At 41.6% G+C, this 23,633-nt stretch carries 20 protein-coding genes; 19 read left to right on the top strand and 1 reads right to left on the bottom strand.

Annotated features, from left to right (window positions below; translation table 11 throughout):
• Positions 1-51 precede the first annotated feature (51 nt).
• Positions 52-1,449 carry an APC family permease gene (locus FC24_RS00730; RefSeq protein ID WP_083485585.1) on the bottom strand — a complete coding sequence of 466 codons (1,398 nt, stop codon included), beginning with the start codon at positions 1,447-1,449 and terminating at the stop codon, positions 52-54.
• A 274-nt stretch (positions 1,450-1,723) separates the two neighbouring features.
• Here FC24_RS00730 and FC24_RS00735 point away from each other — a divergent pair, with 274 nt between their 5' ends.
• The 19 genes from FC24_RS00735 to FC24_RS00825 all read left to right on the top strand — a co-directional run bounded on the left by FC24_RS00735 (position 1,724) and on the right by FC24_RS00825 (position 23,632).
• Positions 1,724-2,560: a phosphate acyltransferase gene (locus tag FC24_RS00735; RefSeq protein WP_057872954.1), complete on the top strand. Its 837-nt coding sequence runs from the start codon at positions 1,724-1,726 to the stop codon at positions 2,558-2,560.
• A gap of 12 nt (positions 2,561-2,572) precedes the next feature.
• Positions 2,573-3,679, top strand: a complete 1,107-nt coding sequence (buk, locus tag FC24_RS00740; RefSeq protein ID WP_057872955.1) for a butyrate kinase — start codon at positions 2,573-2,575, stop codon at positions 3,677-3,679.
• Positions 3,663-5,075, top strand: a complete 1,413-nt coding sequence (gene lpdA, locus FC24_RS00745; protein ID WP_057872956.1) for a dihydrolipoyl dehydrogenase — start codon at positions 3,663-3,665, stop codon at positions 5,073-5,075. Before buk ends, lpdA begins: the two co-directional genes overlap by 17 nt.
• 15 nt (positions 5,076-5,090) lie before the next feature.
• The gene (locus FC24_RS00750) at positions 5,091-6,074 is read left to right on the top strand and encodes a thiamine pyrophosphate-dependent dehydrogenase E1 component subunit alpha (RefSeq protein WP_057872957.1); all 984 of its coding nucleotides are present in this window, start codon (positions 5,091-5,093) and stop codon (positions 6,072-6,074) included.
• A 17-nt stretch (positions 6,075-6,091) separates the two neighbouring features.
• A complete protein-coding gene (locus FC24_RS00755) occupies positions 6,092-7,072 on the top strand; it encodes an alpha-ketoacid dehydrogenase subunit beta (RefSeq protein WP_057872958.1) in 981 nt (326 codons plus the stop codon).
• A gap of 16 nt (positions 7,073-7,088) precedes the next feature.
• A complete protein-coding gene (locus tag FC24_RS00760) occupies positions 7,089-8,372 on the top strand; it encodes a dihydrolipoamide acetyltransferase family protein (RefSeq protein ID WP_057872959.1) in 1,284 nt (427 codons plus the stop codon).
• Positions 8,373-8,420: 48 nt separating this feature from the next.
• Complete coding sequence (locus FC24_RS00765) at positions 8,421-9,515, top strand: Glu/Leu/Phe/Val dehydrogenase dimerization domain-containing protein (protein ID WP_057872960.1); 1,095 nt, start codon at positions 8,421-8,423, stop codon at positions 9,513-9,515.
• 157 nt (positions 9,516-9,672) lie between these two features.
• On the top strand, positions 9,673-10,521 hold the full coding sequence (locus FC24_RS00770) for a MurR/RpiR family transcriptional regulator (RefSeq protein WP_162257000.1): 849 nt from the start codon (positions 9,673-9,675) through the stop codon (positions 10,519-10,521).
• A gap of 125 nt (positions 10,522-10,646) precedes the next feature.
• Positions 10,647-11,675 carry a MupG family TIM beta-alpha barrel fold protein gene (locus FC24_RS00775; protein ID WP_057872962.1) on the top strand — a complete coding sequence of 343 codons (1,029 nt, stop codon included), beginning with the start codon at positions 10,647-10,649 and terminating at the stop codon, positions 11,673-11,675.
• A 40-nt stretch (positions 11,676-11,715) separates the two neighbouring features.
• Positions 11,716-12,612 carry an N-acetylmuramic acid 6-phosphate etherase gene (murQ, locus tag FC24_RS00780; RefSeq protein WP_191980363.1) on the top strand — a complete coding sequence of 299 codons (897 nt, stop codon included), beginning with the start codon at positions 11,716-11,718 and terminating at the stop codon, positions 12,610-12,612.
• Positions 12,613-12,617: 5 nt separating this feature from the next.
• Positions 12,618-14,612 carry a glucose PTS transporter subunit IIA gene (locus tag FC24_RS00785; protein ID WP_083485587.1) on the top strand — a complete coding sequence of 665 codons (1,995 nt, stop codon included), beginning with the start codon at positions 12,618-12,620 and terminating at the stop codon, positions 14,610-14,612.
• A gap of 327 nt (positions 14,613-14,939) precedes the next feature.
• Entirely contained in the window at positions 14,940-16,592 is a 1,653-nt protein-coding gene (locus FC24_RS00790; RefSeq protein ID WP_235807284.1) for a BglG family transcription antiterminator, read from the top strand.
• 15 nt (positions 16,593-16,607) lie between these two features.
• Positions 16,608-17,039, top strand: a complete 432-nt coding sequence (locus tag FC24_RS00795; protein WP_057873019.1) for a PTS sugar transporter subunit IIA — start codon at positions 16,608-16,610, stop codon at positions 17,037-17,039.
• Positions 17,036-17,320 carry a PTS sugar transporter subunit IIB gene (locus FC24_RS00800; RefSeq protein WP_057872964.1) on the top strand — a complete coding sequence of 95 codons (285 nt, stop codon included), beginning with the start codon at positions 17,036-17,038 and terminating at the stop codon, positions 17,318-17,320. Before FC24_RS00795 ends, FC24_RS00800 begins: the two co-directional genes overlap by 4 nt.
• A 3-nt stretch (positions 17,321-17,323) precedes the next feature.
• A complete protein-coding gene (locus FC24_RS00805; RefSeq protein WP_057872965.1) occupies positions 17,324-18,595 on the top strand; it encodes a PTS ascorbate transporter subunit IIC in 1,272 nt (423 codons plus the stop codon).
• A complete protein-coding gene (locus FC24_RS00810; protein WP_057872966.1) occupies positions 18,596-19,333 on the top strand; it encodes a sugar isomerase domain-containing protein in 738 nt (245 codons plus the stop codon).
• 508 nt (positions 19,334-19,841) lie between these two features.
• On the top strand, positions 19,842-21,956 hold the full coding sequence (locus FC24_RS00815) for a BglG family transcription antiterminator (RefSeq protein WP_057872967.1): 2,115 nt from the start codon (positions 19,842-19,844) through the stop codon (positions 21,954-21,956).
• 1 nt (position 21,957) lies between these two features.
• Positions 21,958-22,248: a PTS sugar transporter subunit IIB gene (locus tag FC24_RS00820; protein WP_057872968.1), complete on the top strand. Its 291-nt coding sequence runs from the start codon at positions 21,958-21,960 to the stop codon at positions 22,246-22,248.
• Positions 22,249-22,267: 19 nt separating this feature from the next.
• Positions 22,268-23,632: a PTS ascorbate transporter subunit IIC gene (locus tag FC24_RS00825; protein WP_057872969.1), complete on the top strand. Its 1,365-nt coding sequence runs from the start codon at positions 22,268-22,270 to the stop codon at positions 23,630-23,632.
• Position 23,633: the final 1 nt, after the last annotated feature.

The raw sequence follows: 23,633 nt of genomic DNA on the forward strand, positions 1-23,633 counted from the left end.
CTGAATATGTAAAAAGCTCATTTGTTTTTGCAAATGGGCTTTTTGATTTAGTTAAGACTTAGTTTGCTTTAACCGACTATGACGGTAACTATAAGTGGCATAGATCAGTAAACCTAAGGTCATCCAAATGAAGAAAACGATCCAGGTCACTTTTTGCAGTTGAATCATCAATAAGACGCACATAAAGCAAGAAAGTAGTGGTATGACTGGATAAAATGGGACTTTAAATCCTTGCGGTAATTTATGGTAATCTGGTAAACGCCGTAAAAAGACAACGCCTAGTGAAACTAAAGAAAAGGCAAATAAAGTGCCAATGTTCACTAATTCAGTAATTTTGTCCAAAGGAATCAATGTTGCAAAAGTACTGGCAACAACAGCAAAAATCCAAGTATTAATGACAGGCACATGGGTTTTAGGACTGACTTTTGATAGTACTTTTGGCAATAAACCGTCGCGGCTGACGGCAAAAATCAAGCGAGTACCGCCGTATGACATGATGAGTAAAACAGTGGTCATGCCCACAACTGCGCCTAAAGCGACAATGCCAGCCACCCAATTTTGGTTCATCAGTTTTAGGGCATATGCTACTGGATCTCCGACATTTAATTTTGTGTAATGGACAACCCCCACTAAAACAGCAGCAACAGCAGCGTATAGTAATGAAGCAATCCCTAATGATGAAATGATCCCGATTGGCATGTCCCGTTTAGGGTTGATCACTTCTTCTGAAGCAGTTGAGACCGCGTCAAATCCAATATAGGCATAAAAGGCTAGTGCTGCGCCAGACAAAATTCCGCCAGCACCATAAGGTAGAAATGGTTTGTAATTGGCCGGTTTAACGTAAAAAATTGCGACAGCTAAGAAAATTAAAATAACGGCGACTTTAATGATTACCATAATGGAATTAACTCGGGTAGATTCCTTGAGTCCGCGTGCTAATAGATAGCCGATGAGTAGGGTGATTAAACCGGCGATGATATCAATACCACCGCTTCCTTGATTATAAGCTTGACTGAAAAAGGCCGGGATAGTTAATCCAAACCCAGAAAGTAAGTTCTGAAAATAAGCGGACCAGCTAACGGCGACTGAAGCGACTGCAAACAAATATTCTGATACTAATGCCCAACCTAAAATCCAAGCAAGTAATTCACCAAATACCGTATAAACATAAGTGTAAGCACTGCCAGCTAAAGGAATTGTCGACGCAAATTCTGAATAGCATAAGGCTGCTAAGGCACAGACAGCCGCAGCAAGAATGTAAGACAACATCGCGCCGGGCCCAGCATAATTAGCTGCAATAATCCCGGGGGTAATAAAAATTCCTGCACCGACAACAGCACCCACACCCATTGCTGTCAAACTAAAAGCAGTTAATTGTCTTTCGAGGCCACCTTTTTTAAATTGACTGATATCGATTGGCTTTTTAGCAAACAATGAATGGTGGGACATTTGGATTCCTCCTCTTCAATTGTTATATAACAGAGAATTAAGTTAGCTACATCATAATTGGTATAGATAATAAAAGTCAATACTAAAAAATGTTTTTTGTGACTTGTGATATAAAGAACTTGATGTAAACATATTGATGATAATAACGGCGATAAATAAAGTGCAAGCATGTGATTTTTGGACAAATGTAACCGGCTGCAAAAGAAAATAAACTTGTTATACTGAAATTGAAATCATAAATAAAATTAGATTGGTATAGAAAGGTAATTGTGTTATGACAGAAGTGAACGTCGCACTAATCGGTGCAAATCATCCATCACTTTTTCAACTGGTGGCTAACTTCCGCCAAACATCACAATGGCATTTTTCATTATTTGGTGTCGGTCAGCCAGTTGCAAAAGTGCCTGCTAATGGTACCTACCATCAAGCAGAGACTTTAGATGACGCGGTAACCGCTGGCTTGACTCGTGTGGCTGCCGGTGAATGTCAAGTTATTTTTAAGGGCATTGTTCAAACTCATAAGTTGTTAAAAGCGTTATTGCGGCCAGAATTTAATTTGAAAAAACAGTCATTATTATCTCATGTCGCTTTATTGGAATTGCCAGACTTGGCGCGGCCAGTATTGCTGTCGGATGCTGGGATGAACATTGCACCTAATTCAGAGCAGCTTGCTGCAATCGTGAATAACGCGGTGTATGCAGCCCATGCCATCGGTAACGAGAAACCAAAAGTTGCGCTACTGAGTTCAGCTGAAAACTATAATCCCAAGATGCCATCTTCAGTGTTAACGCGGCAGGTAACGACTTATTTTCAGCAGCAGCCGATCGCAGCTGAAGTCTTTGGTCCGATTTCTTTGGACTTAGCTTTATCGCCAGCAGCTGTGCAGAAAAAGGCTTTTCAAGGGCCGATTGCTGGTGATGCGGACATTTTAATTGTGCCAAACATCGATGCCGGCAATATTTTGTATAAAGCGTTGATGCTTTTTACTCCCATTCAAACTGGTGGCGTTATTATCGGTGCTAAAGTGCCAGTCGTTTTACCATCGCGCAGTGATCAAATTGAAAATAAAGCCGCGTCGTTACGGTTTGCTACACAATTAGCATCGCAATAAGGAGGGGAGCTTGTGCCGCAATATGTATTAGTAATCAATCCGGGATCAACGTCAACTAAATTGGGTCTTTTTGTCGGGAAAAAGCAAGTCAAATTAGTGACTTTAGCGCACACAACCACTGAATTAGCGCCTTATGCTACCATTTTAGAACAAAAAGATTTTCGATTGCAGTTAATCCATCAGTTTTTAACGCAGCAGCAAATTGCTTTAACCGATTTAATGGCTTGTGTCGGTCGTGGTGGGATGATGCGCCCCATTTCTAGTGGGACTTACGTGGTTAGTCCGGCAATGCTAGCAGATTTGCGGTCGGCGAAATATGGGGAACATGCATCGAACTTAGGGGCAATTTTAGCGGACGCTGTAGCTAAAAAAGCAGGGTGTCAAGCTTACATTGTTGATCCTGTGGTGGTGGATGAACTGACACCGGTGGCTAGATTGTCGGGTGAACCGAATTGGCCGCGGCGCTCTGCTTTTCACGCACTGAATCAAAAAGCGGTTGCGCGGCAAGTGTTGGCGGAAAAAGGCATTCAGTATGAACAAGCAGATGTAATTGTGGCGCATTTAGGTGGCGGTATTAGCATTGGTGCTCATCAGCACGGTCGGGTGATCGATGTGAATAATGGATTAGACGGCGAAGGCCCTTATAGCCCTACCCGGACCGGACATATCAGTGCGATGGCGCTGATCGACTATATTTATCAGCAACAGCCAGATAAAGAAAAATTAAAACGGATGATCACTCGTCAAGGCGGGTTGAGTGCTTATTTGCATTCAACTGATGTTGCCGCGGCAGTTAAAAAGGCAGAAGCAGGTGATCAGCGAATTGCGTTGATCCTAGCGGGGATGGTCTATCAAATCAACAAGGAGATTGCCGCACAGGCAAGTGTCTTGCAAGGACATGTTCAGCGGATTATTTTAACCGGTGGTTTAGCGCATTCGCAGTATTTAACACAAGCGATCACTGAACAGATCAGTTGGCTTGCTCCAGTGACTGTTTTTCCAGGTGAAATTGAAATGCAGGCGCTAAATGCCGGTGTTCAGCGGGTTAGTAATCATGAAACGAAGGTCAAAGACTACCAAACGGAAGCGGAGGTTTTGGCTGATGGCAGAACAATATGATTTAGTAGTAATCGGTGGCGGCTTTGGTGGTTATTCGGCAGCGATTCGGGCGCATCAACTCGGACAAAAAGTGGCGTTAGTCGAAGAAGCAGAAATGGGCGGGACTTGTTTAAACCGCGGTTGTATTCCTACCAAGGCACTGTTAAAGAGTACGCAAGTGCTTAAAGAGATCCGGCAAAGCCAGTCTTTTGGTTTAAAGCTAACTGGTGATGTGGTCCCTGACTTTAAGGCTATTCAAGCACGAAAGACAAAAATCATTCAACAACTGCAACAAGGCATTCAATTTTTGATGAAAAAGAACAAAATTACGGTTTATCACGGGCACGCAACAATTTTAGGCACGTCGATTTTTTCACCAGAACCAGATACTGTTCGCGTCGAAACTACTACGGGCGATGTTGAGATTTCGGCACCACATCTGTTAGTGGCAACTGGTTCGCGACCGCGCAGCTTACCGAACGTGACTATCGATGAAGACAAAATTTTATCGTCCACTGGTGTATTGGCCTTATCGCAACTGCCTAAATCCATGGCCATCGTCGGTGGCGGGGTGATCGGTGTTGAGTTAGCCGCGATTTTAAATGAATTGGGTGTTACGGTCACAATCATTGAATATACTGGCCAGTTACTACCTAATGAAAATGCGCAAGTTGCGCAGCAGTTGCTTAAGCAATTTAAAAAACAAGGGATTCAGGTGCATTTGAATACGGCGGTGCAAACCATTGATACTGACGCACAGCAGCAAGTTGTCCATGCAAAGAAGGATCAAGAAGTCATTGACGTGCAAGCTGAGCGGGTGTTGATGGCAGTTGGTCGTCAGCCTAACTTAGAGGAATTGGGCTTGGACGCTGCCGGGGTGCAGTACACCAAAGCGGGAATTACGGTGGACCAGCACTATCAAACTAACATTAAGAATATTTATGCCATTGGCGATGTCATTCCAACCTTACAATTAGCCCATGTTGCGATTAAGGAAGGGTTACTTGCTGTTGAGCATATGGTTAACGGCGCAGCACCTAGCTTAAATTATGAGCAGGTCCCGCGTTGTGTCTACACCGCGCCAGAGATTGCCAGTGTTGGCCGGGTGGATGGGCAAGTGACCGAAGCGACGAAAGCACAAACGGGTCAATTTAATTTTCAAGCTAACGGTAAAGCGATGATTGAAGGAGCCACCGCTGGCCAAGTTAAAATTTTTGCAGATAAAGCAACCGATGACTTGGTGGGGATGAGTATTATGGGTGCTCATGCAACTGATATGATCGGCGAAGGGGCTGTGGCGCTCTACCTAAATGCCAGTCCCGCTGAAATCGCGGAAACGGTTCACCCGCACCCGACTTTAGTCGAAGCCGTGATGGAAGCAGCCGCAGATGTTTATCAACAGGCGATTAATCAATAAGAAAGGTGCGATTAGATGAAAACTCTAGCAGCTTCAAAACTTGGAAAAGATGACTTAATTGCCACGTACCGGCTAATTAAATTGGGCCGGCGTTTAGATGAACGACTTTGGCAATTAAATCGAATCGGTAAAGTTGCTTTCCACATCTCAGGACAAGGCTCTGAAGTGGCACAAGCAGCGATGATCAAAGCTTTTAATACTAAACGGGATTATTTCTTACCCTATTATCGGGACATGACTGCCGCAATGGGCTGGGGTGTGACTGCAGAACAAATTATGGCAGGGTCATTAGGGAAAGCTGCTGATCCCAGTTCTCATGGCCGGCAAATGCCAAATCACTACGGTTCAGTGGCACACCGAATCGTTTCTTTTGGGTCAACAGTGACAACCCAATATTTACTGGCAACTGGCGTGGCTTACGCAGCATTGTTAGATCATAAAGATTACGTCACTTTAGTGACAACCGGTGAAGGTTCTACTGCTCAGGGGGATTTCCATGAAGCATTGAATATTGCCAGTATTAAAAAATTACCGGTAGTGTTTGCGATCGAAAATAATGGTTATGCGATTTCCACGCCTAACCGCGAAGAATTCGCGGTTAAACAGCTAGCTGAACGGGGTAAGGCCTATAATATGCCAGCAGAAGCGGTAGATGGTCATGATTTTACTGCCACTTATCAAGCATTTGCCAAAGCAGTTTCCCGAGCGGAAAAAGGAAAGGGGCCAACGTTGATTGAAGTGATGGTGGATCGTTTGACCGGCCATTCGTCAGATGATAACCAAAATGTTTATCGTTCTAAAGAAGAAATGGCCGCACTTAAAGAAAATGACAATGTGCCTTTGTTTGAAAAACAATTAAGTGAAGAAAAAATTTTAACGCCAGCTGAGATAGCTAATATTGATGCAGAAATCAAAGAGATGGTTAATCAAGCGACCCAAGCAGCAGAAAAATTACCAGCACCGGCAGCTGAGACACTATTAGATCACGTTTATGCTTAAGGAAAGGAGGCGTCGTCATGACTGAACACACTTATTTAGAAGCACTTAATTTAGCGATGCATGAAGAATTTGCCCGTGACCCGGGGGTTGTCGTTTTCGGTGAAGACGTCGGCGGTGATAAAGGCGGGGTTTTCGGTGCCACTAAAGGGTTAGCCGCTGCTTTCGGTGATCAGCGCGTATTTAACTCGCCTTTAGGAGAAAGTGGCATTGCGGGTTTGGCAATTGGTTTAGGATTAATGGGTCACCATGCGATTGCTGAATTTCAATTTGCAGATTATATTTTACCAGCCGTCAACCAAATTATGTCAGAAGCGGCCCGGATGCGTTACCGGACTGCAGGCGATTGGACGGCACCGATCGTTTTTCGAACGCCCTATGGTGGTGGCGTACACGGTGGTTTTTACCATTCGCAAACAACAGATAAAGTTTTTGCTGGTCAGCCTGGTTTACGGATTGTGACACCATCAACGGTTTATGACGCTAAAGGATTACTCAAAGCTGCGATTCGTTCAGAAGATCCCGTTTTGTTCTATGAGCATAAACGACTTTACCGGTCTTTAAAGGCTGATATACCAGATGAAGATTATGTGGTGCCTTTGGATAAAGCGCAAGTTTTACAACAAGGTGATGACATTACTGTTATGGCCTACGGAACGATGCTACAGCATGCGTTGAATGCTGCCAAAGCTTTGCAAGCAGAAGATATTTCGACCGAAGTGGTAGATTTACGGACACTTTATCCGTTAGATCAAGAAACCATTTTAGCGGCAGCAAAGAAGACCGGGAAGGTGCTGTTAATTAGCGAAGATACTAAAGAAGCCAGCATTATCAACAACGTGGCGGCTATTATTGCTGAACAAGCCTTATTTGATTTAGATGCGCCGGTTCAGCAGTTAGCGGGCCCACTGGCACCAGGCATGTCTTATGCGTTAGAAGATGAATTTTTAGTCAGTGCAGAGCAAGTGCAGGCAGCTATGCGTGAATTGGCTCAGTTTTAAGTGAGGAGTTGAGGGTATGAAGACCATTGAGCTTAAAATGCCACAGTTAGGTGAAAGTGTGACGGAAGGTGTCCTCACAAGCTGGTTAGTGAAAGCAGGCGACGAAATTGCTCAGTATGATCCAGTAGCTGAAGTTGAAAACGATAAAGTGGTGACAGAGATACCAGCTAGTGAAGGGGGAACGGTAAAAGAATTACTGGTTCAAGAAAATGAAACCGTTCCCGTAGATGCGCCGATCATGACATTAACGGTCGCTGGCGAAGCAACAGAAGCAGCGGCAAAACCAGCACCGCAGGCTCCAGAAAAGGTAACGGAGGAAACACCAGCAACAGTCACGCAATCAAACGAACCAGAAAAGCCAAAGCCAGAACCAGCAGCTGGTCAGCCGCGCTTTTCACCTGCAGTGTTGAGTTTGGCCCAGGCACACGATATCGATTTAAACCACCTTACAGGGACGGGAAAACACCAGCGGATCACCCGAAAAGATGTGCAACGAGCAATTGAACAAAAAGCAGCGGCGCCGACTACTGAAGCGTCTAAACCTGCCCCTACAAAACCTGCTAAACCTGCAGCACCCAAACCAGCTGCTAAGTCAGCTGACGACAGTCAAGCTGTACCCGCGTCTAACATTCGCAAAACAATTGCGCGTAATATGCTACAAAGTGTCCATGAAATTCCGCAAGCTTGGACCATGATTGAAGTGGATGTGACGAATTTAGCCGCTTTACGTAACCAAAATAAAGCTGCGTTTAAAGCAGATGCTGGCTTTTCATTATCTTATTTCCCATTCTTCGTCAAGGCGGTTGCACAAAGTTTGAAGCGGCATCAACGATTAAATAGTAGCTGGCAGGATAATCAAATTATCCACCATGATGACATTAATTTAGGCATTGCCGTGGCAACGGATGACGCATTATATGTGCCGGTGATTAAACATGCGGATCGCTTGAGCATTGCTGGCATTGCGCATGAAATCAACCGCTTAGCAACTAGTGTTCGTGAAGGCAAACTCACCGCTGCTGATATGTCAGGTGGGACATTTACCGTTAATAATACAGGTTCCTTTGGTTCAGTGGCTTCCATGGGAATTATCAATTATCCGCAAGCCGCAATTTTACAAGTTGAAACCATTCGTCGCGAAGTTGCGGTGACAAAAGATAATCAAATCGGTATTCGGCAAAAAGTAAACCTGTGCTTAACCTTAGATCATAGGTTACTGGATGGCTTAGCTGCAGGTCACTTTTTAAATGACCTGAAACAGATTTTAGAAAATTATCAAGTCGATACCGAGATTTATTAATTTAGGGTCCAAGGTTCCAAATAGGATAAATTTAAGGGAGGGTTCACCATGGAACTATTTAAAGAAATGATTGATAAGGATTATGAACAGGTTGTTTTCGCACATGATGCCACGTCAGGATTAAAAGCAATCATCGCGATTCATGACACCACCTTGGGCCCCGCGTTAGGCGGTTGCCGGATGTGGCCGTATGAATCAGAAGAAGCAGCACTGCGCGACGCATTACGTTTGGCACGTGGGATGACTTATAAGAACGCAGCAGCGGGGTTAAATATCGGCGGCGCTAAAACGGTCGTGATCGGCGATTCAAAAAAGGATAAAAGTGAAGCATTATTCCGTGCGTTAGGCCGTTACGTTGAAAGTTTGAATGGGCGCTACATTATCTCAGAAGACGTTGGTACAACCACAGATGACATGAACCAGATTTATATGGAAACCAATTATGTGACTGGTTCGACAGATGCAGCTAATTCGTCTGGTAATCCAAGTCCAGTAACTGCTCGGGGTGTTTACTATGCAATGAAGCGGACAGCTTTAGAAGCTTTCGGTGATGACAGTTTAGCCGGTAAAACCATCAGTTTGCAAGGTGCTGGGAACGTTGCGACGACCTTGGCAAAATTAGCGCATGAAGAAGGCGCCAAAATTGTTGTTACCGACATTAATCAAGCAGCAGCGCAAAACATTGTGACAACATGCGATGCGAAAATGGTGGGTGTGGACGAAATCTATGATGTGCAGGCAGATATCTTTGCCCCTTGCGCCTTAGGTGCCATTTTAGATGACAACACCATTCCGCGGTTGAAAGTGAAGGCAATCTGCGGTAGTGCGAACAACCAATTATTGGATATTGATAAACATGGCAAAATGGTGGAAGATTACGGAATGGTTTACGCCCCAGATTACATCGCCAATGCTGGCGGTGTGATTAACGTTGCTGATGAATTGAAAGGCTATAATGAAGACCGGGCATTAAAAAGGGTTAAAACCCTCTACCAATTGACCGGCGAAGTCTTTGACATTGCTAAAAAAGAACACATCACCACTGCAAAAGCAGCGGACCGTTTAGCAGAAAAACGGATTGATACTTTCATGCGGACAAGAAGTAATTACTTGACCAAAGAAAAATCAGTTTTGAAGCATTAATTATGGTTTGATGCTACTGCGTAAGGTTAAAACAGCGAGCCATTCACATTGTTGATGGCTCGTTGTTTCTGTTAGCTGTGGATAATTGTCCAATTGCAGCAAGTATTGTTTTCTGCCATAATATGACCAATTAATAAATGATTAAGGAATGAGCGTCATGAGAGAAAACATGCTGTTGGCCATTCAGGAAAAATTAGCCCAGTTTAGTCCAGCTGAACGGCAAGTTGCACAATACGTTTTACAGCATGCGGAACAAGTACTGGCAATGAATGCACAGACTTTAGCAACTAAGGCAGGCGCCAGTCCCGCAACTGTGATTCGTTTTTCCCGGACTATGGGGGCAAAAGGATTTGCCGATTTTAAAATCCGATTGTCTGCACAACAACCTACGGATAAATCATTGCTAACTGAAATTACCCCGACTGAAGACCTAGCAACGGTAAAAGAAAAATTGTCTTTGCGCATTCGGCAAACTTTAGCGGAAACAAACCTGTCTTTACATAATACAACCATCGATAAAACAGTTGCGGTGTTGCAAAAAAGCCGCAGTATCAGCGTGTATGGGGTGGGTGCTTCTTTATTGGCGGCAACAGATTTCGTGCAGAAATTTTCGCGTTTAGGGGTAGCGCCATTTTTAGGCCGTGATGCGGATGAGGTGATGGCTTATAATGCAAATCAGTCACATCCCGGTGTTTTATTGCTAATTTCAAATAGTGGTGAAACACCAGCCGTAATCAAAATTGCCCAAGCTATGCCACCGTCACATACGTTAATTTTGCTGACGCAGGCGCCTAAAAGTACTTTAGGTCAGTTGGCTAATTTAACGTTGATCTATCATCCCACCGCAGCACCTACTAAAATGAGAACAGCTGCGACCACTAGTTTGTTAGCGCAACTATACGTGATTGATTTAGTTTATTACCGGTACTTTCAACTGCATTTTCAACAAAACGCTAAAAAAATCCAGCAATCTTACCAAAATATTCAACGTACTCGGGACCATTAGTACTGAACTTATATGCCAAAATAATTCAAAACAGTGGCTGTGATATTGAAATTTAATTTCACAGCCGTTATAATAATGATGTTAAGTAAGGGCTTACAAATAGGCCGCTTTTAAGGAGGTACAGCATGCTGGGAATTTCAGCTTATTTGAAAGATTTTTCTGCTACATATTTAAAGCAAGCAGCTGATGCAGGAATTCAAGCAGTTTTCACATCGTTACATTTGCCAGAAGAAACACCGCAGGAGTTTACAACTGGTTTAGCGCAATTCCGCCAAAGTGTGCACCGGTATGATTTAGATATCATGGTTGATGTTTCACGCGAAACATTTAAAAAATTAGGCTTAGCACAAGGTGATTTTTCTGAATTGGCCGCGCAAGGCTTTCACACTTTACGATTAGATGCCGGTTTTGATGAGCCACAATTGATTAAGCAATTACAGGCAACATTTAAAGTGGTTTTGAATGCCTCAACAATTGATGAAAATTTTTTGGTACGGCTGCAACGTACAAAAGTAGATTTTTCACAGCTCATTGCGGCGCATAATTTTTACCCTAAGCCAGAGACCGGCTTAACGCCAGCTTATTTTCAAGCTAAAAATCACTTGTTCAAAGCGTGGGGGTTGCAGACCCTAGCTTTTATTCCAGGGGATGGATTAAAACGTTATCCGTTCTATGCGGGTTTACCAACTTTGGAGCTGCAGCGAGGTTGGAATTCTTACACCGCCTATTTAGAAATGACCCAACGCTATGGTGTACAACAAGTTTACATTGGAGACAGCCAGCTTTCACCACAAAGTTTAGCGTGGATCCAGCGGTTTAATCAGGAACATGTGGTCACGTTACCGATAGCGGATGCGGATCTCAGTCAATTACCACAACAGCCACTAGCCATTCGTGCAGAAGAATCACCACAATTGATTCGAGTGCAGACTAAGCGTCAGCCACAAGCGATTAAGCAAACTTTAGCACGACCAAAAGGTACGGTGACTTGCGAAAATAATTTAGCGAAACGCTACGCTGGTGAGGTGGAGATCGCCAAAGCTGACTTGCCTTTTTCTCCAACTAGCAATTATTTAGGGACGATTCCTGCACCATATCAAGCTATTTTGCCGCTTTTAACGGGAAAGCAGCGGGTACAGTTTGTTGCAGTATAACCGAAGGTAGACATTAATTTGATGAAATGAGGCTAAAATTTTGGATTTAAGTCATTTAGTAACGGAACAGCGTAACCAACGCACCATGCATTTAGATCAAATGTCAGTTGAGGCGTTTGCGCAAGCAATGAATGCGGAAGACCAACGTGTTCCCCAGCAGTTACAAACCATCTTACCGCAGATTGCCCAAGCGATTAAGCTGATTACAGCTAGTTTTAAGCAACAGGGCCGGTTATTTTACATTGGTGCGGGAACCAGCGGTCGGTTAGGTGTTTTAGATGCAGCAGAATGTGTGCCAACTTTTGGAACGGATCCTGAAATGGTCCAAGGCTTGATTGCTGGCGGTCAAAAAGCGATGACCATGGCGGTGGAAGGTGCTGAAGATCGGCCAGCTTTAGGGGAAGCTGATTTACGTACGCACCAACTACAAGCACAGGATGCTGTTGTGGGCATTTCGGCCAGCGGGCGCACGCCTTATGTTATTGGCGGTTTAGACTATGCAAAATCAGTTGGTGCTACCACAATTAGTATTGCCTGTACAGATCAGGCCGCCATCAGCGCCCATGCCCAATTGGCATTAGAAGCACCGATGGGCCCTGAAATCTTAACCGGATCAACGCGTTTAAAAGCGGGTACCGCACAAAAATTGATTTTAAATATGCTTTCAACTGGTGCCATGGTGGGTTTAGGTAAGGTTTATAAAAATTTGATGGTGGACGTAAAGCCGACAAATGCGAAATTGGTTGCACGAAGTAAACGGATCATCCAACAAGCAACAGGTTGTTCAGCTGAAGCAGCAGCTAAGGCCTTTGCGGCAGCAGATCAAAACGTTAAATTGGCAATTGTCATGTTGTTAACGGATTTACCACAAGCAGAGGCTAATCAACGGTTGCAACAAGCCGATGGGTTTATTGGCCAAGCGATAAAGGAGGAGTAATTGGGATGGCAAAGGATAAGTATACGATTTTAGGCGACAAAATTTTTGCCGCAATTGGCGGACCAGAAAACGTTGCGTCGTTGAATCACTGCATGACGCGGGTTCGCATTTCAATCATCGACGATCAAAAAGTTGATGTGGCGGCGTTAAAGCAAATTTCAGGCGTCTTAGGTGTCGTTAATGAAGAGACTCTTCAGGTTGTTTTGGGACCGGGTGTGGTGAACAAAGTTGCGCAGGCCATGGTGGCAAGTGTGGGGGTTGGTTTAGGGGATCCGTTTCCGGGCACCACACAAACTAACCAACACGCGGCAAATAAAGAAGCGGTGTCCGCAGTAGCGGCGCAAACCCATGCGGCCCAAAAAGCCAAATTGAAACAAACTTGGTGGCGGGCAGCTTTAAAGCATATTTCTGCGATTTTTATTCCGTTGATTCCAGCCTTTGTGGGTGCCGGTTTAATTTCTGGCATTGCCGGGATTATGGGCAATATGCAGACAGCCGGGATGCTAGGCGATAACTTCACCGAATTTATTACCGTTTTAAAAGTGATCAACTCCGGTTTATTTACTTACCTTAACATTTACGTGGGAATTAATACTGCTCGCGAGTTTGGTGGGACGCCCGGATTAGGCGGGATTATCGGCGGTTTAATCTATTTACCCGGTGTGGTCGCACCTTTAGCGATCAATAACGTTTTTACAGGGCAACCTTTAGTGGCTGGTCAAGGTGGGATCATCGGGGTCATTTTTTCCGTTTGGCTCATGGCATTGGTGGAAAAAAAGCTACACCAATGGATACCTGACGCCATTGACATCATTGTGGTGCCCTTTGTCACACTGCTAATTATGGGTGTGTTCACTATTTTCCTAGTCATGCCATTTGCTGGCTGGATTTCAAGTTCCCTAGTCGGCGGCATCAACTGGGTACTTAACGTTGGTGGTGCCTTTGCCGGATTTGTTTTAGGTTTGACCTTCTTACCTATGGTAATGTTTGGTCTACACCAAATTTTGACGCCGATTCATTTGGAAATGATCAAAGAATTAGGCAGCACACCACTGTTACCCATTTTAGCCATGGCAGGTGGTGGCCAAGTCGGTGCCGCAATTGCATTGTGGCTGCGAGCTAAGAAAAATAAACAGTTGACCCGGATGATTAAAGGGGCATTGCCAGTGGGGATTTTAGGTGTTGGCGAACCTTTAATTTACGGTGTCACGTTACCATTAGGACGACCATTCATCACTGCTTGTATTGGTGGTGGGATCGGCGGTGCCGTTGTCGGCTTAATCGGCAACGTTGGTGCCATTACCATTGGCCCCTCTGGTCTGGCCTTGATTCCTTTAATCGCCAATAATCGCTGGTTTGGTTACGTTCTCGGATTACTGGCTGCTTATATCGGCGGCTTCATTGTGACTTACTTCTTTGGTGTTCCTAAAACTGCCATGCAAGCTAAAAATGAGGATGGTAGTTTAGTTGTCCCTGAACCTGTGCCAGCTGGAACTGAAATTGTGTACGAACCGAATACACCAGTAAAACTAGTCAGTGGGACAGAACAATTTGTTGCCCCGGCAACTGGTGACCTTGAACCATTAACGCAGGTTAAAGATGATGTGTTCGCCAAGAAAATCATGGGCGATGGCTATGCAGTTGAGCCACAAGCCAAGAAAATTGTGGCACCAGTCAGCGGGACTATCATGAGCGTCACCGCCACCAAGCATGCCTGGACCATGATTAGCGATCACGGTTTAGAAATTATTGTCCATTTAGGGTTGGATACTGTTGAGCTTGCTGGCAAGCCATTTGATTTAATGATTAAAGCCGGCGACAAAGTTAAGGCTGGCCAAGTTTGTGGCGAGATGGATTTAGGCGCCATCGAAGCCGCTGGCAAAGCTACTACCATCGCCACTGTCATCACCAATATGGCTGCGGTGGCGAAAATGACAGCACCAAAAGAAAAACGTGTTGCCGCAAATGATCCTGCCATTGAGGTTGATGTGCGGGGATAGATGATTAATTTTCATAAAAAAGTGTGAGCAAATAACCGGAAGACCGTTAAGTGGTCTTCCGGTTATTTTTGTTATTAATGTAAGTTAGCTAATTACGACGCATTAAAGTTGTTTTATAGAGGAGCCATTTGCTATCATCAAAAAAATTAATCATCGTGATAAATTTTAATAAGCGACTAACTTTTGCTAGACAAGAGCTAGTCGCTTTTTTAGCAACACTTACAAAACGGTGTAGGTGTTCAGTGATTTAAGCTAAGAAAGCGCATTTTTTTGGTCTTCTTACCTACGTTGCGCTTCGCTAAGATAAGGATCGAAGGGGATGATAGTTTGAATGTACCTGTCCTGCCAGATAGTAAAAAACGTAAATACTATATTTTAGTACGTTTATTGAACGGCGAACATTTAAGCTATCAGCATTTAGCAGATAATTACTTTGTTTCCAGAAGTAGTATTGCTAATGACATTGTTTTTATTAAACAGTTACTGGCTAAAGATAACGTGGCTTTAGTCTTTGATAATTCAGGAACTTATATTGGCGGAGGTGAGATTGATAAACAAAAAGTTCTGAAGCGTTTAGTAATGGGATTGGTGCGCCAGGATAAAACAAATCCAGAATTATTACAATTATTCATTTCACAAACTTTACTCAGTACTGTTAAAGAAACATTTGACCAAAAAATTCAAGCTTGGTCATTAGAAATACCCGAAAATTATTTATGGGACATTATTGTCTCTGCTTCAATCGTTATTTATCGTGGCAGGCAAGGTTATTTCATTCAGCAAGCAGCAAATAACCAATTAGGAAAATTGTTATTTCAACTTGAAAAATATCCCCTAGTTTATGAGTTGTTGGAATCATTGGAAAAGAAAAAAGTGTACCATTTTTCACAAGATGAACTACGTTACCTTTCTTACATCATTTTAGGAAATGGTTTCAAATTTTTCATGAAAGACGCGACGATTCCAATTATTTTTAAAAGAAAAGTCAAGCTGTTGATTCGTAATATTAGTGACAGTCTTAATTTAGATTTAACACAAGATTCTCGTTTAGAAACGGACTTATTAGTCCATCTTTACCAAATGGTATTGCGCTTACGGTCTGGGACAACGGTGATTAATCCGTTATTAGATGAAATTAAAGCGAACTATTTAGAATTATTTGGTGTGATTTGGTATGCGTTAAGTGAATTTGGTAGTGAAAATCAATTAGTCATTTCAGATGATGAAGTTGCGTTTGTCACTTTACATTTCCAAGCTGCAATTGAGCGACTGAAAAATGTTAAGCGCATTCTATTTGTTTGTCCTAACGGTATTGGAACAAGTTCCTTAATTGCAGCTAAAATGCGGCAAATATTACCAGAGGTATCCATTATTGAAATTGTTGCGCGTACTGATCTGGCTAAGAAAAATTTGCGTAATATTGATTTAATTATTTCAACAACCCCGCTAACAGGGATGCCAGTTCCAGTGACCAATATTTCCCCAATGTTAACACCGACCGATATGAAAAAAATTATGAACCAATATATCGATTTAACGATGAGTCATGTTAAAACACCGATTATAACAGATGATAATCGGGAACAAACATTGGTGCTGTTAAAGCATCATATCTATTTCGACAACGTCAAAGACTTTAACCAAGCGCTCGATTTACTAATAAGGGCTAATACTTGGGCAACTGATTCAGCAATGCAAAAGTACCGGCATAGTATCGAACAACGTGAAAAACTACAGTCGACCTATTTAGGGAATGGTTTTGCAATTCCGCATGGTGATCCACATTTGGTTGATCATAGCTGCATTGCAGTTTTAATTCTTGATAAGCCAATTAAATGGGGAAATAACAAGGTGGATGTTGTTTCATTATTAATGGTTCGTGAGGAAGATAAAAAAATTGTTGAATCTTTTATGAATTTAATCATGCATGGCATTAACAATAAAGATTGGTTTATTTCAAAAATGATGGAGGTTAAGTAAGTTGTGGCAAATACAATGTTTTCAGAAAATAATATTCAAGTGATTGAACAGGCACCAAACTGGCCAGCGGCTGTCAAACAAGCGAGTCAACCGCTAATAGCATCTGGGGCGATAACAACGCAATACATTGACAACATGATTGCCAGTGTTAAGCAAAATGGCCCGTACATGGTGTTAGCAGATTATTTTGCGTTAATGCACGCGCGGCCAGGCATAGGTGTGAATCAAATGGGGATGAGTTTGTTAGTTTCAAGAAAACCAGTTGACCTTGCTGGAAAACCAGTGAAAATTTTTTTGATTATGGCAGCGATGGATAATACCAGCCATTTAAAAAGTTTGCAGAAAATTATGTCAGTTTTTATGGATGAAAAGGCTTATCAAACGGTTCTAGCAGGACATAAGCAAGAAATCATCACATTATTTAAATCAATGGGGGTAACACAATGAAAATTTTAGCAGTTTGTGGCTTTGGCGTTGGTAGTTCAATGGTCCTTAAAATGACCTTAGATAAAGTCGTTAAAGAATTAGGTATTGAGGCGACTGTTGAGAATACAGATATCGCAACAGCAAAGGCAACCGATGCGGACGTTTACTTTACCAGTGCTGAATTAGAGTCGGATTTAGAAGCGTCAACGGATAAACCAGTTTATGCTGTCAAACGTTATATGGATAAAAATGAAGTTGGGGCGCGACTGAAAGAATATTTAGCAACAAGGGAGGAGAAATAAGCGATGACAGTGTTGGTCAATATATTAGACTTTATTTCCAATAACGTTTTGCAAGATCCACCGGTACTACTCGGACTTATTGCGATGATCGGTCTAATTGTGCAAAAGAAACCAGTAGCTGAAATCGTCAAAGGCAGTATGTCTGCAGCTTTTGGCATGGTTATTTTAACCGCCGGTGTCAACATGTTAACCGGCGTTGTTTCAGCCATTAATACCGCAGTTCAGACTAAAATGGGCGTCAGTGTTGCAAAGGGCCTATCTGATGCCACTTTTACTGCTGATTATGGCGGTGCTGTTGGGATGGCAATGTTTTTAGCTTTAATCATTCATTTATTGATTGCCCGGTTTACACCAATTAAATCAATCTTCTTAACAGGCCATATGCTTTGGTGGGTCCCATTTGTAATTGTCGCAGGTGGTGTTGAAGGCGGTCTCCGCGGCCCAGTATTGATCGTCATCAGTGCAATTTTAGCTGCACTATACTTTTCGATTGCACCTTGGATTATGCGTAAATATGTTTGGGCTGCAACTGGCGACGATTCATTCTTGATTGGACATCCAACTACCATTTTGTCATTGGTTTCAGGATTTGTGGCCAAACATTTTGGCAATAAGAAAAATTCCACTGAAGATTTAAACGTTCCAAAAAGTTTATCTTTTTTCCGTGAAATTTCAATTAGCGGTGGTTTAGTCATGTTTTTAGTCGATATTGTCGTCGGCCTAATTGCACCAGCGCTAGTACCTAAAGGTGGCAATTTGTTTATGGTTGCGCTTAATGCTGGTTTAAGTTTTGGTGGGGGCTTACTGATCCTGTTATATGGTGTTCGGCTATTAGTTAACCAAATTATTCCGGCTTTCCAAGGAATTTCAGAAAAATTAGTGCCAGGTGCTAAGCCAGCATTTGATATTCCAATTTTGTTTAACTATAAACCAAACGCAGTCATTATCGGTTTCATTTCGGCATTTATCACCTCAACGATCTTAGTATTGATTGCCAATACCACTAATGTTTTTGGTGTGTTGATTGTCCCAATGGTCATCACTAGTTTCTTTGAAATGGGTGGTGCTGCCATCATTGGTGAAGGTCAAGGTGGCGTTCGCGGTGCAGTTATCGGTACTGCAGTTGCTTCGTTTATCATGATTGCATTGGTCGGGCTATCTGCTGCGATGATGGGTGACACTATCAGAAATTGGATTCTTATTTTTGGTGGTAATGACCTGTCATTATGGGCAATGATTAGTAAATTATTGAGTACGTTGCTTGGAGGCTTTTAAATGTATGTTTATCTCAATAAAGTACAGCATTTATTAAATGTTGTGCAGGAAAAAGAACAATCTAATATAGCCGCTGCCGTTAAATTACTTGTTGCGGCTAATCAGAAAAAACAATCAATTTATATCTTTGGTGCGAGTCATGCGGGGATATTGGCTGAGGAAATGTATTATCGTGCAGGCGGTATGATGACCATTAATGCTATTTTTGGTCGCGAAGTGATGTTAGATCGGAAACCAATCACGTTTACTAGCCAAATGGAACGTTTGGAAGGCTATGGTACAGCCCTAGCCAGCACTGTCGCGTTTAAGCCCGGAGATGTGTTGATCTTACATTCAGTCTCAGGCCGTAATCCTGTGATTATTGATTTAGCATTAGCAGCAAAGAAAAAAGGCGTTAAAATTATTGGTTTAACTAATATAACCTATTCTCGCTCTGTCACTAGCCGCCATTCTTCAGGAAAACATTTATTTGAAGTTGCGGATATTGTGATTGATAATCATGGCGACATTGGGGATGCAGCGTGTCAATTAAAAGGAACGCCACAAAAAGTAGGGCCAACATCGACAGTGATTGGTGCGGCTATTTTAAACACAATTATTGTGGAAGCTAGCCAGCAATTAGTTGAAGCTGGCGCTGAAGATGCCCCAGTCTTTTACTCTGCTAATTTAGACGGTGGTGATGAGAAAAATAAACAACTAGTTAACGAATATCGTTCAATGATTCATTATGATTTTTAAAGAATAGCATTATTGCTAGTAAATTTTAGCATAAGTTACTTAGAAGATAAGCATTAGTATAAAGGGACCACACCACCATTTATTGATGGTGGTGTGGTCCCTTTAAATGTGTCTAAAAACAACAGATATTGTAGGGTCAGATTTCAGCATAAACACTGAAATCTGATGCTTTTTTATTTTACAGTGATTGCTGTTTTTATGTTTTAATACTTTGTCTTGTTGCCAGAAGTCTTTATTTTATCTGGTTGACATCTAACAAGACAGTACTGTGTTTCTAGTTAATTGAAGCTGTTGCTACGTTTTAAATTTGAGCTAATTGAATCGATTTGCTAATATCACTAAACAAAATCTAATTGTTTAGATAAGTAAATGGGTAGATATTTAGTAGTAAAAGTAATTCGGTTAGCGAAAATGTAAGTGCTTTAAATTATGCACAATGCTGTGTGCAAGTTTTGGTCTGCCGTTTCTGCCTTTGCTTTGTGATAATAAACGTGTAGGAGGAAACCAGATGGTTAGTAAATTAACTAGTAGCGAAAAAGCACTTCTACAGCTTCTTTTAGCAAGTACAACTTATCGGCCGATGACAGTCCTTGCAAAGCAAATTGGTTATTCAAAACGTTCAGCTTATTATTTTATGAATAGTCTGTCAAAGAAATTATTAAAACTGCACATCACGCCACCACGCAATGTCCGTGGCCAAGGATACTATTTAACATCTAAAAGTAAAATTGCTGTCCGTAAATTGTTGCAACAAGATCAAGCTAAATTTATTTATCATCAGAAGTTACCAGCTAACAGACGACTTAATTTAATTTTATTGGCATTATTTGCCAATTCACCGCACGTGACCATAAAAAATTTAACGAAAATAGCGCATGTAACCCGCAATTCAACGGTAAATGATCTAAATAAATTAAAAACCATTTTAGCACGTAAGCATATTTTATTACGAGCAGATCATAACGGCCACCGATTGGAAGGTGATGAATTAACTATCCGTAATTATATCCAAGATCGGTTTGCGGAGATGGCAAAAGAATTCGATTGGTTAGCAGCACAAGCTAACCCGATAGCTTTGATTGATGTTAAGGAAATTCAAAGTATTAATTTAGTTGTGAATGATTGGTTACATTTTGTGGAAAGAAAACAATCACGGTCGTTTACCGACGATGCAATTAGAAAGTTGGAATTGTTTTATGCGTTTATTTTACGCAGGATTTTAGCTGATCATGTTTTACACGTTAATTCTTTTCCACAGCCGCTTAGTAATCGGCATGAATTATTAAACCAGCCTGAATTTTCACTTGCGAGTAATTTTTTAGTTCAATTTGGCATTGCTGTTGCCGATTCAGAAGTAGAAATTTTCTACTTGGAAAGTTTATTGTTAAGCGGCCAATTAAATGCTGTTGATACAAAAAATCAAACTACGATAAAAGAAAATGTAATGGCAGCGACTAAACAAGTGATTACTAATTTTAAAAAATTGGCTGGGATTCATTTTCACAATGAAGATCAGTTAGCCGATGAGTTATATGTACATCTAATTTCGACGTATTACCGAGTGAAATATAACCGTCAGTACCATGAAGGTATGGCAGATAGTATTAAAGCTAATTATTTTAACATTTATATTTATACCAAAATGGCTATTCGTCCTTTTGTTCAGTTAAACCAGCAGCCGTTAAATGAGAGTGAAATTTCTTTAATTGCCATTTATTTTGGTTCCCAAATTTATTATGAAAACACACAAACACCACGTGCATTATTAGTTTGTTCAACTGGAATTGGAACATCACGGCTATTAAAAAGTCAACTTGAAGCTAATTTTCCAGATTTACAACTAATTGGACCGATCACAAAACGTGATTACAATTTACAAACCAAGGTTAATGCGGATGTTGTTTTATCTACAATTCCATTGAAACGCCATAATCAGGATGTGATTGTGGTGCATCCCATATTAAACCACCAAGAATTAGATGCGTTACGCAAACGTTTAGTGGTACAAGGTGTGATCCGTTCGCACGTTTCAACTGATCGTTTGTCGGCGTTATTAGATGTTATTTCTGATAATACTAAAATTATTAATCAATCTGCTTTAATTAATGGCATTAAAGAAGTGCTCACTTTTTCTGCCAAATCATCTGTAAATCATAAAAAGAGGTATCAACCGTTGCTTAGTGAATTAATCAATAAAAAAACTATTCAATTTGCTTCTGCTAATGCAGTGGATTGGCAGCATGCCATAGCGTTAGCAGCTAAACCACTACAGGAAGAAGGAAAAATTAATCAAAATTATATCGATGCCATGATCACAAATGTGAAGCAAAATGGGCCATACATTAATATTGGCGATAAAGTTGCTTTCGCACATGCACGGCCAGAAAAAGGGGTTAAACAGCTAGGGATGTCTTTTCTAAGATTAGATCAAGCAATTGATCTGATTAATCCTCAGCATCCAATTCAACTAATTTTTGTTCTAGCTGCAGTGGACGATCATTCCCATCTTAGAGCGCTATCAGAATTAGCCACAATGCTAGGTGATCAGCAAAGGTTAAATGCATTGCTGGCTGCAACAACCGCCCAACAAGTTGAAGCTATTATTTTGGAAGGAGAGAAATAATATGAAATTAGCAGCTGTATGTAGTACTGGATTAGGTTCCAGTTTCATGGTTGATATGAATATTCAAGAAATTTTAAAAGATTTAGGCGTTGATGATCAAGTTGAATCTACCCATATGGATATGGGGAGTGCTAATCAGCAATCCGCTGATCAATTCTTCGTGGGTAAAGATTTAGCGGATGCTGCTAAAGATCGTTTCGGGAATCATGTCACTGTGTTAGACAGTATCATTGATAAAAATGAATTAAAAACAAAAGTGACTCAATACCTTAAATCACAACAGATTATTTAAACTTTAGGAGTGAAAAGTAATGCAAAGTACACTTAACGTTATTATAAGTATTGTCCGGACACCTGCTATTTTAGTCGGACTCATTGCGGTTTTGGGTTTAGCGTTGCAGAAAAAATCTGGTCCGGACATCATTAGTGGCGGAATTAAAACGTTCATTGGCTTTTTAGTACTCACTGGTGGCGCAGGCATTGTGACCAATGCGTTAACACCGATGGGGAAAATGTTCATTCATGCTTTTAATGTCCAGGGGGTAATCCCAAATAATGAAGCTGTTGTGGCAACGGTTTTGGTTAAATTTGGGACTGCGACTGCCTTAATTATGTTAGTTAGTATGATTATTAATGTTTTATTAGCACGTTTTTCGCATTTTAAATACATTTATTTATCCGGACACGTCATGTTATATATGGCTGCAATGATTGCGGTTTTAATGGAAGTCGCTGGATTTGAACTTATTCCAGAAGTCCTACTTGGCGGCTTAATGCTTGGAATAGCCAATACGGCAATGCCTGCTTTGTTACAACCTTTTATGCGCCAAGTCACTAAAAGTAATACGGTGGCGCTAGCACATACAGGGGATTTTGGTTATTGGTTAGCTGGTGTGATGGCAAAATTAACCGGGAATAAAAATAAATCAACTGAAGATTTAAAAATTCCTAAAAGCGTTTCCTTTTTAAGAGATTCAACAGTTGCGATTACCATTACAATGGCAGTTATTTATGTGATTTTAGCAATTTTCGCGGGCTCTGATTTCGTTGGTAAAATGAGTGGCGATGTGAACTACATTGTTTACGCACTCATTCAAGCTGGGACTTTCGCTGCTGGTGTTTATGTCATTTTGACAGGCGTTCGTTTAATTTTGAACGAAATTATTCCAGCATTTAAAGGAATTTCACAACGGCTAGTACCTAATGCGGTGCCTGCTTTAGATTGCCCTATTATTTTCCCCTATGCGCCTAATGCTACGATTGTGGGCTTTTTCTCCAGTTTTGTTGGCGGAATTGTCAGCATGTTCATTATGATTGCTTTACACACCGTTATTGTTATTCCGGGTGTTGTTGCGCACTTTATGTGTGGGGCTACTTCTGGTGTGATCGGTAATGCGGTTGGTGGACGCCGCGGTGCGATTATCGGTTCTTTTGTTCAAGGCATTTTTATTAGTTTTCTACCGCTAGCTTTAATTCCTGTGCTTGGACAAATTGGATTAGGCAACGCAATGTTTTCAGATTCTGATTTTGGGATTGTCGGTTCAATTGTTGGTTGGTCTGGACATGCAGGTGGTGTAATGGCGATTACCGCTGCAATTTTAATTTCATTTGTTGTCTTCATTGTTGCTTCAATTATTGCTAGCAAGCGGGCAGCAGTAAAAAAAGCAGCTAAATAAA

This window comes from Loigolactobacillus rennini DSM 20253 (genome assembly GCF_001436505.1).
GTDB lineage: Bacteria > Bacillota > Bacilli > Lactobacillales > Lactobacillaceae > Loigolactobacillus > Loigolactobacillus rennini.

Coding starts and splice junctions, on each gene's coding strand:
- FC24_RS00730 (WP_083485585.1), bottom strand. CDS start 1,449: ATGTCCCACCATTCATTGTTTGCTAAAAAGCCAATCGATATCAGTCAA.
- FC24_RS00735 (WP_057872954.1), top strand. CDS start 1,724: ATGACAGAAGTGAACGTCGCACTAATCGGTGCAAATCATCCATCACTT.
- lpdA (WP_057872956.1), top strand. CDS start 3,663: ATGGCAGAACAATATGATTTAGTAGTAATCGGTGGCGGCTTTGGTGGT.
- FC24_RS00750 (WP_057872957.1), top strand. CDS start 5,091: ATGAAAACTCTAGCAGCTTCAAAACTTGGAAAAGATGACTTAATTGCC.
- FC24_RS00755 (WP_057872958.1), top strand. CDS start 6,092: ATGACTGAACACACTTATTTAGAAGCACTTAATTTAGCGATGCATGAA.
- FC24_RS00760 (WP_057872959.1), top strand. CDS start 7,089: ATGAAGACCATTGAGCTTAAAATGCCACAGTTAGGTGAAAGTGTGACG.
- FC24_RS00765 (WP_057872960.1), top strand. CDS start 8,421: ATGGAACTATTTAAAGAAATGATTGATAAGGATTATGAACAGGTTGTT.
- FC24_RS00770 (WP_162257000.1), top strand. CDS start 9,673: ATGAGAGAAAACATGCTGTTGGCCATTCAGGAAAAATTAGCCCAGTTT.
- FC24_RS00775 (WP_057872962.1), top strand. CDS start 10,647: ATGCTGGGAATTTCAGCTTATTTGAAAGATTTTTCTGCTACATATTTA.
- FC24_RS00785 (WP_083485587.1), top strand. CDS start 12,618: ATGGCAAAGGATAAGTATACGATTTTAGGCGACAAAATTTTTGCCGCA.
- FC24_RS00795 (WP_057873019.1), top strand. CDS start 16,608: ATGTTTTCAGAAAATAATATTCAAGTGATTGAACAGGCACCAAACTGG.
- FC24_RS00800 (WP_057872964.1), top strand. CDS start 17,036: ATGAAAATTTTAGCAGTTTGTGGCTTTGGCGTTGGTAGTTCAATGGTC.
- FC24_RS00805 (WP_057872965.1), top strand. CDS start 17,324: ATGACAGTGTTGGTCAATATATTAGACTTTATTTCCAATAACGTTTTG.
- FC24_RS00810 (WP_057872966.1), top strand. CDS start 18,596: ATGTATGTTTATCTCAATAAAGTACAGCATTTATTAAATGTTGTGCAG.
- FC24_RS00815 (WP_057872967.1), top strand. CDS start 19,842: ATGGTTAGTAAATTAACTAGTAGCGAAAAAGCACTTCTACAGCTTCTT.
- FC24_RS00820 (WP_057872968.1), top strand. CDS start 21,958: ATGAAATTAGCAGCTGTATGTAGTACTGGATTAGGTTCCAGTTTCATG.
- FC24_RS00825 (WP_057872969.1), top strand. CDS start 22,268: ATGCAAAGTACACTTAACGTTATTATAAGTATTGTCCGGACACCTGCT.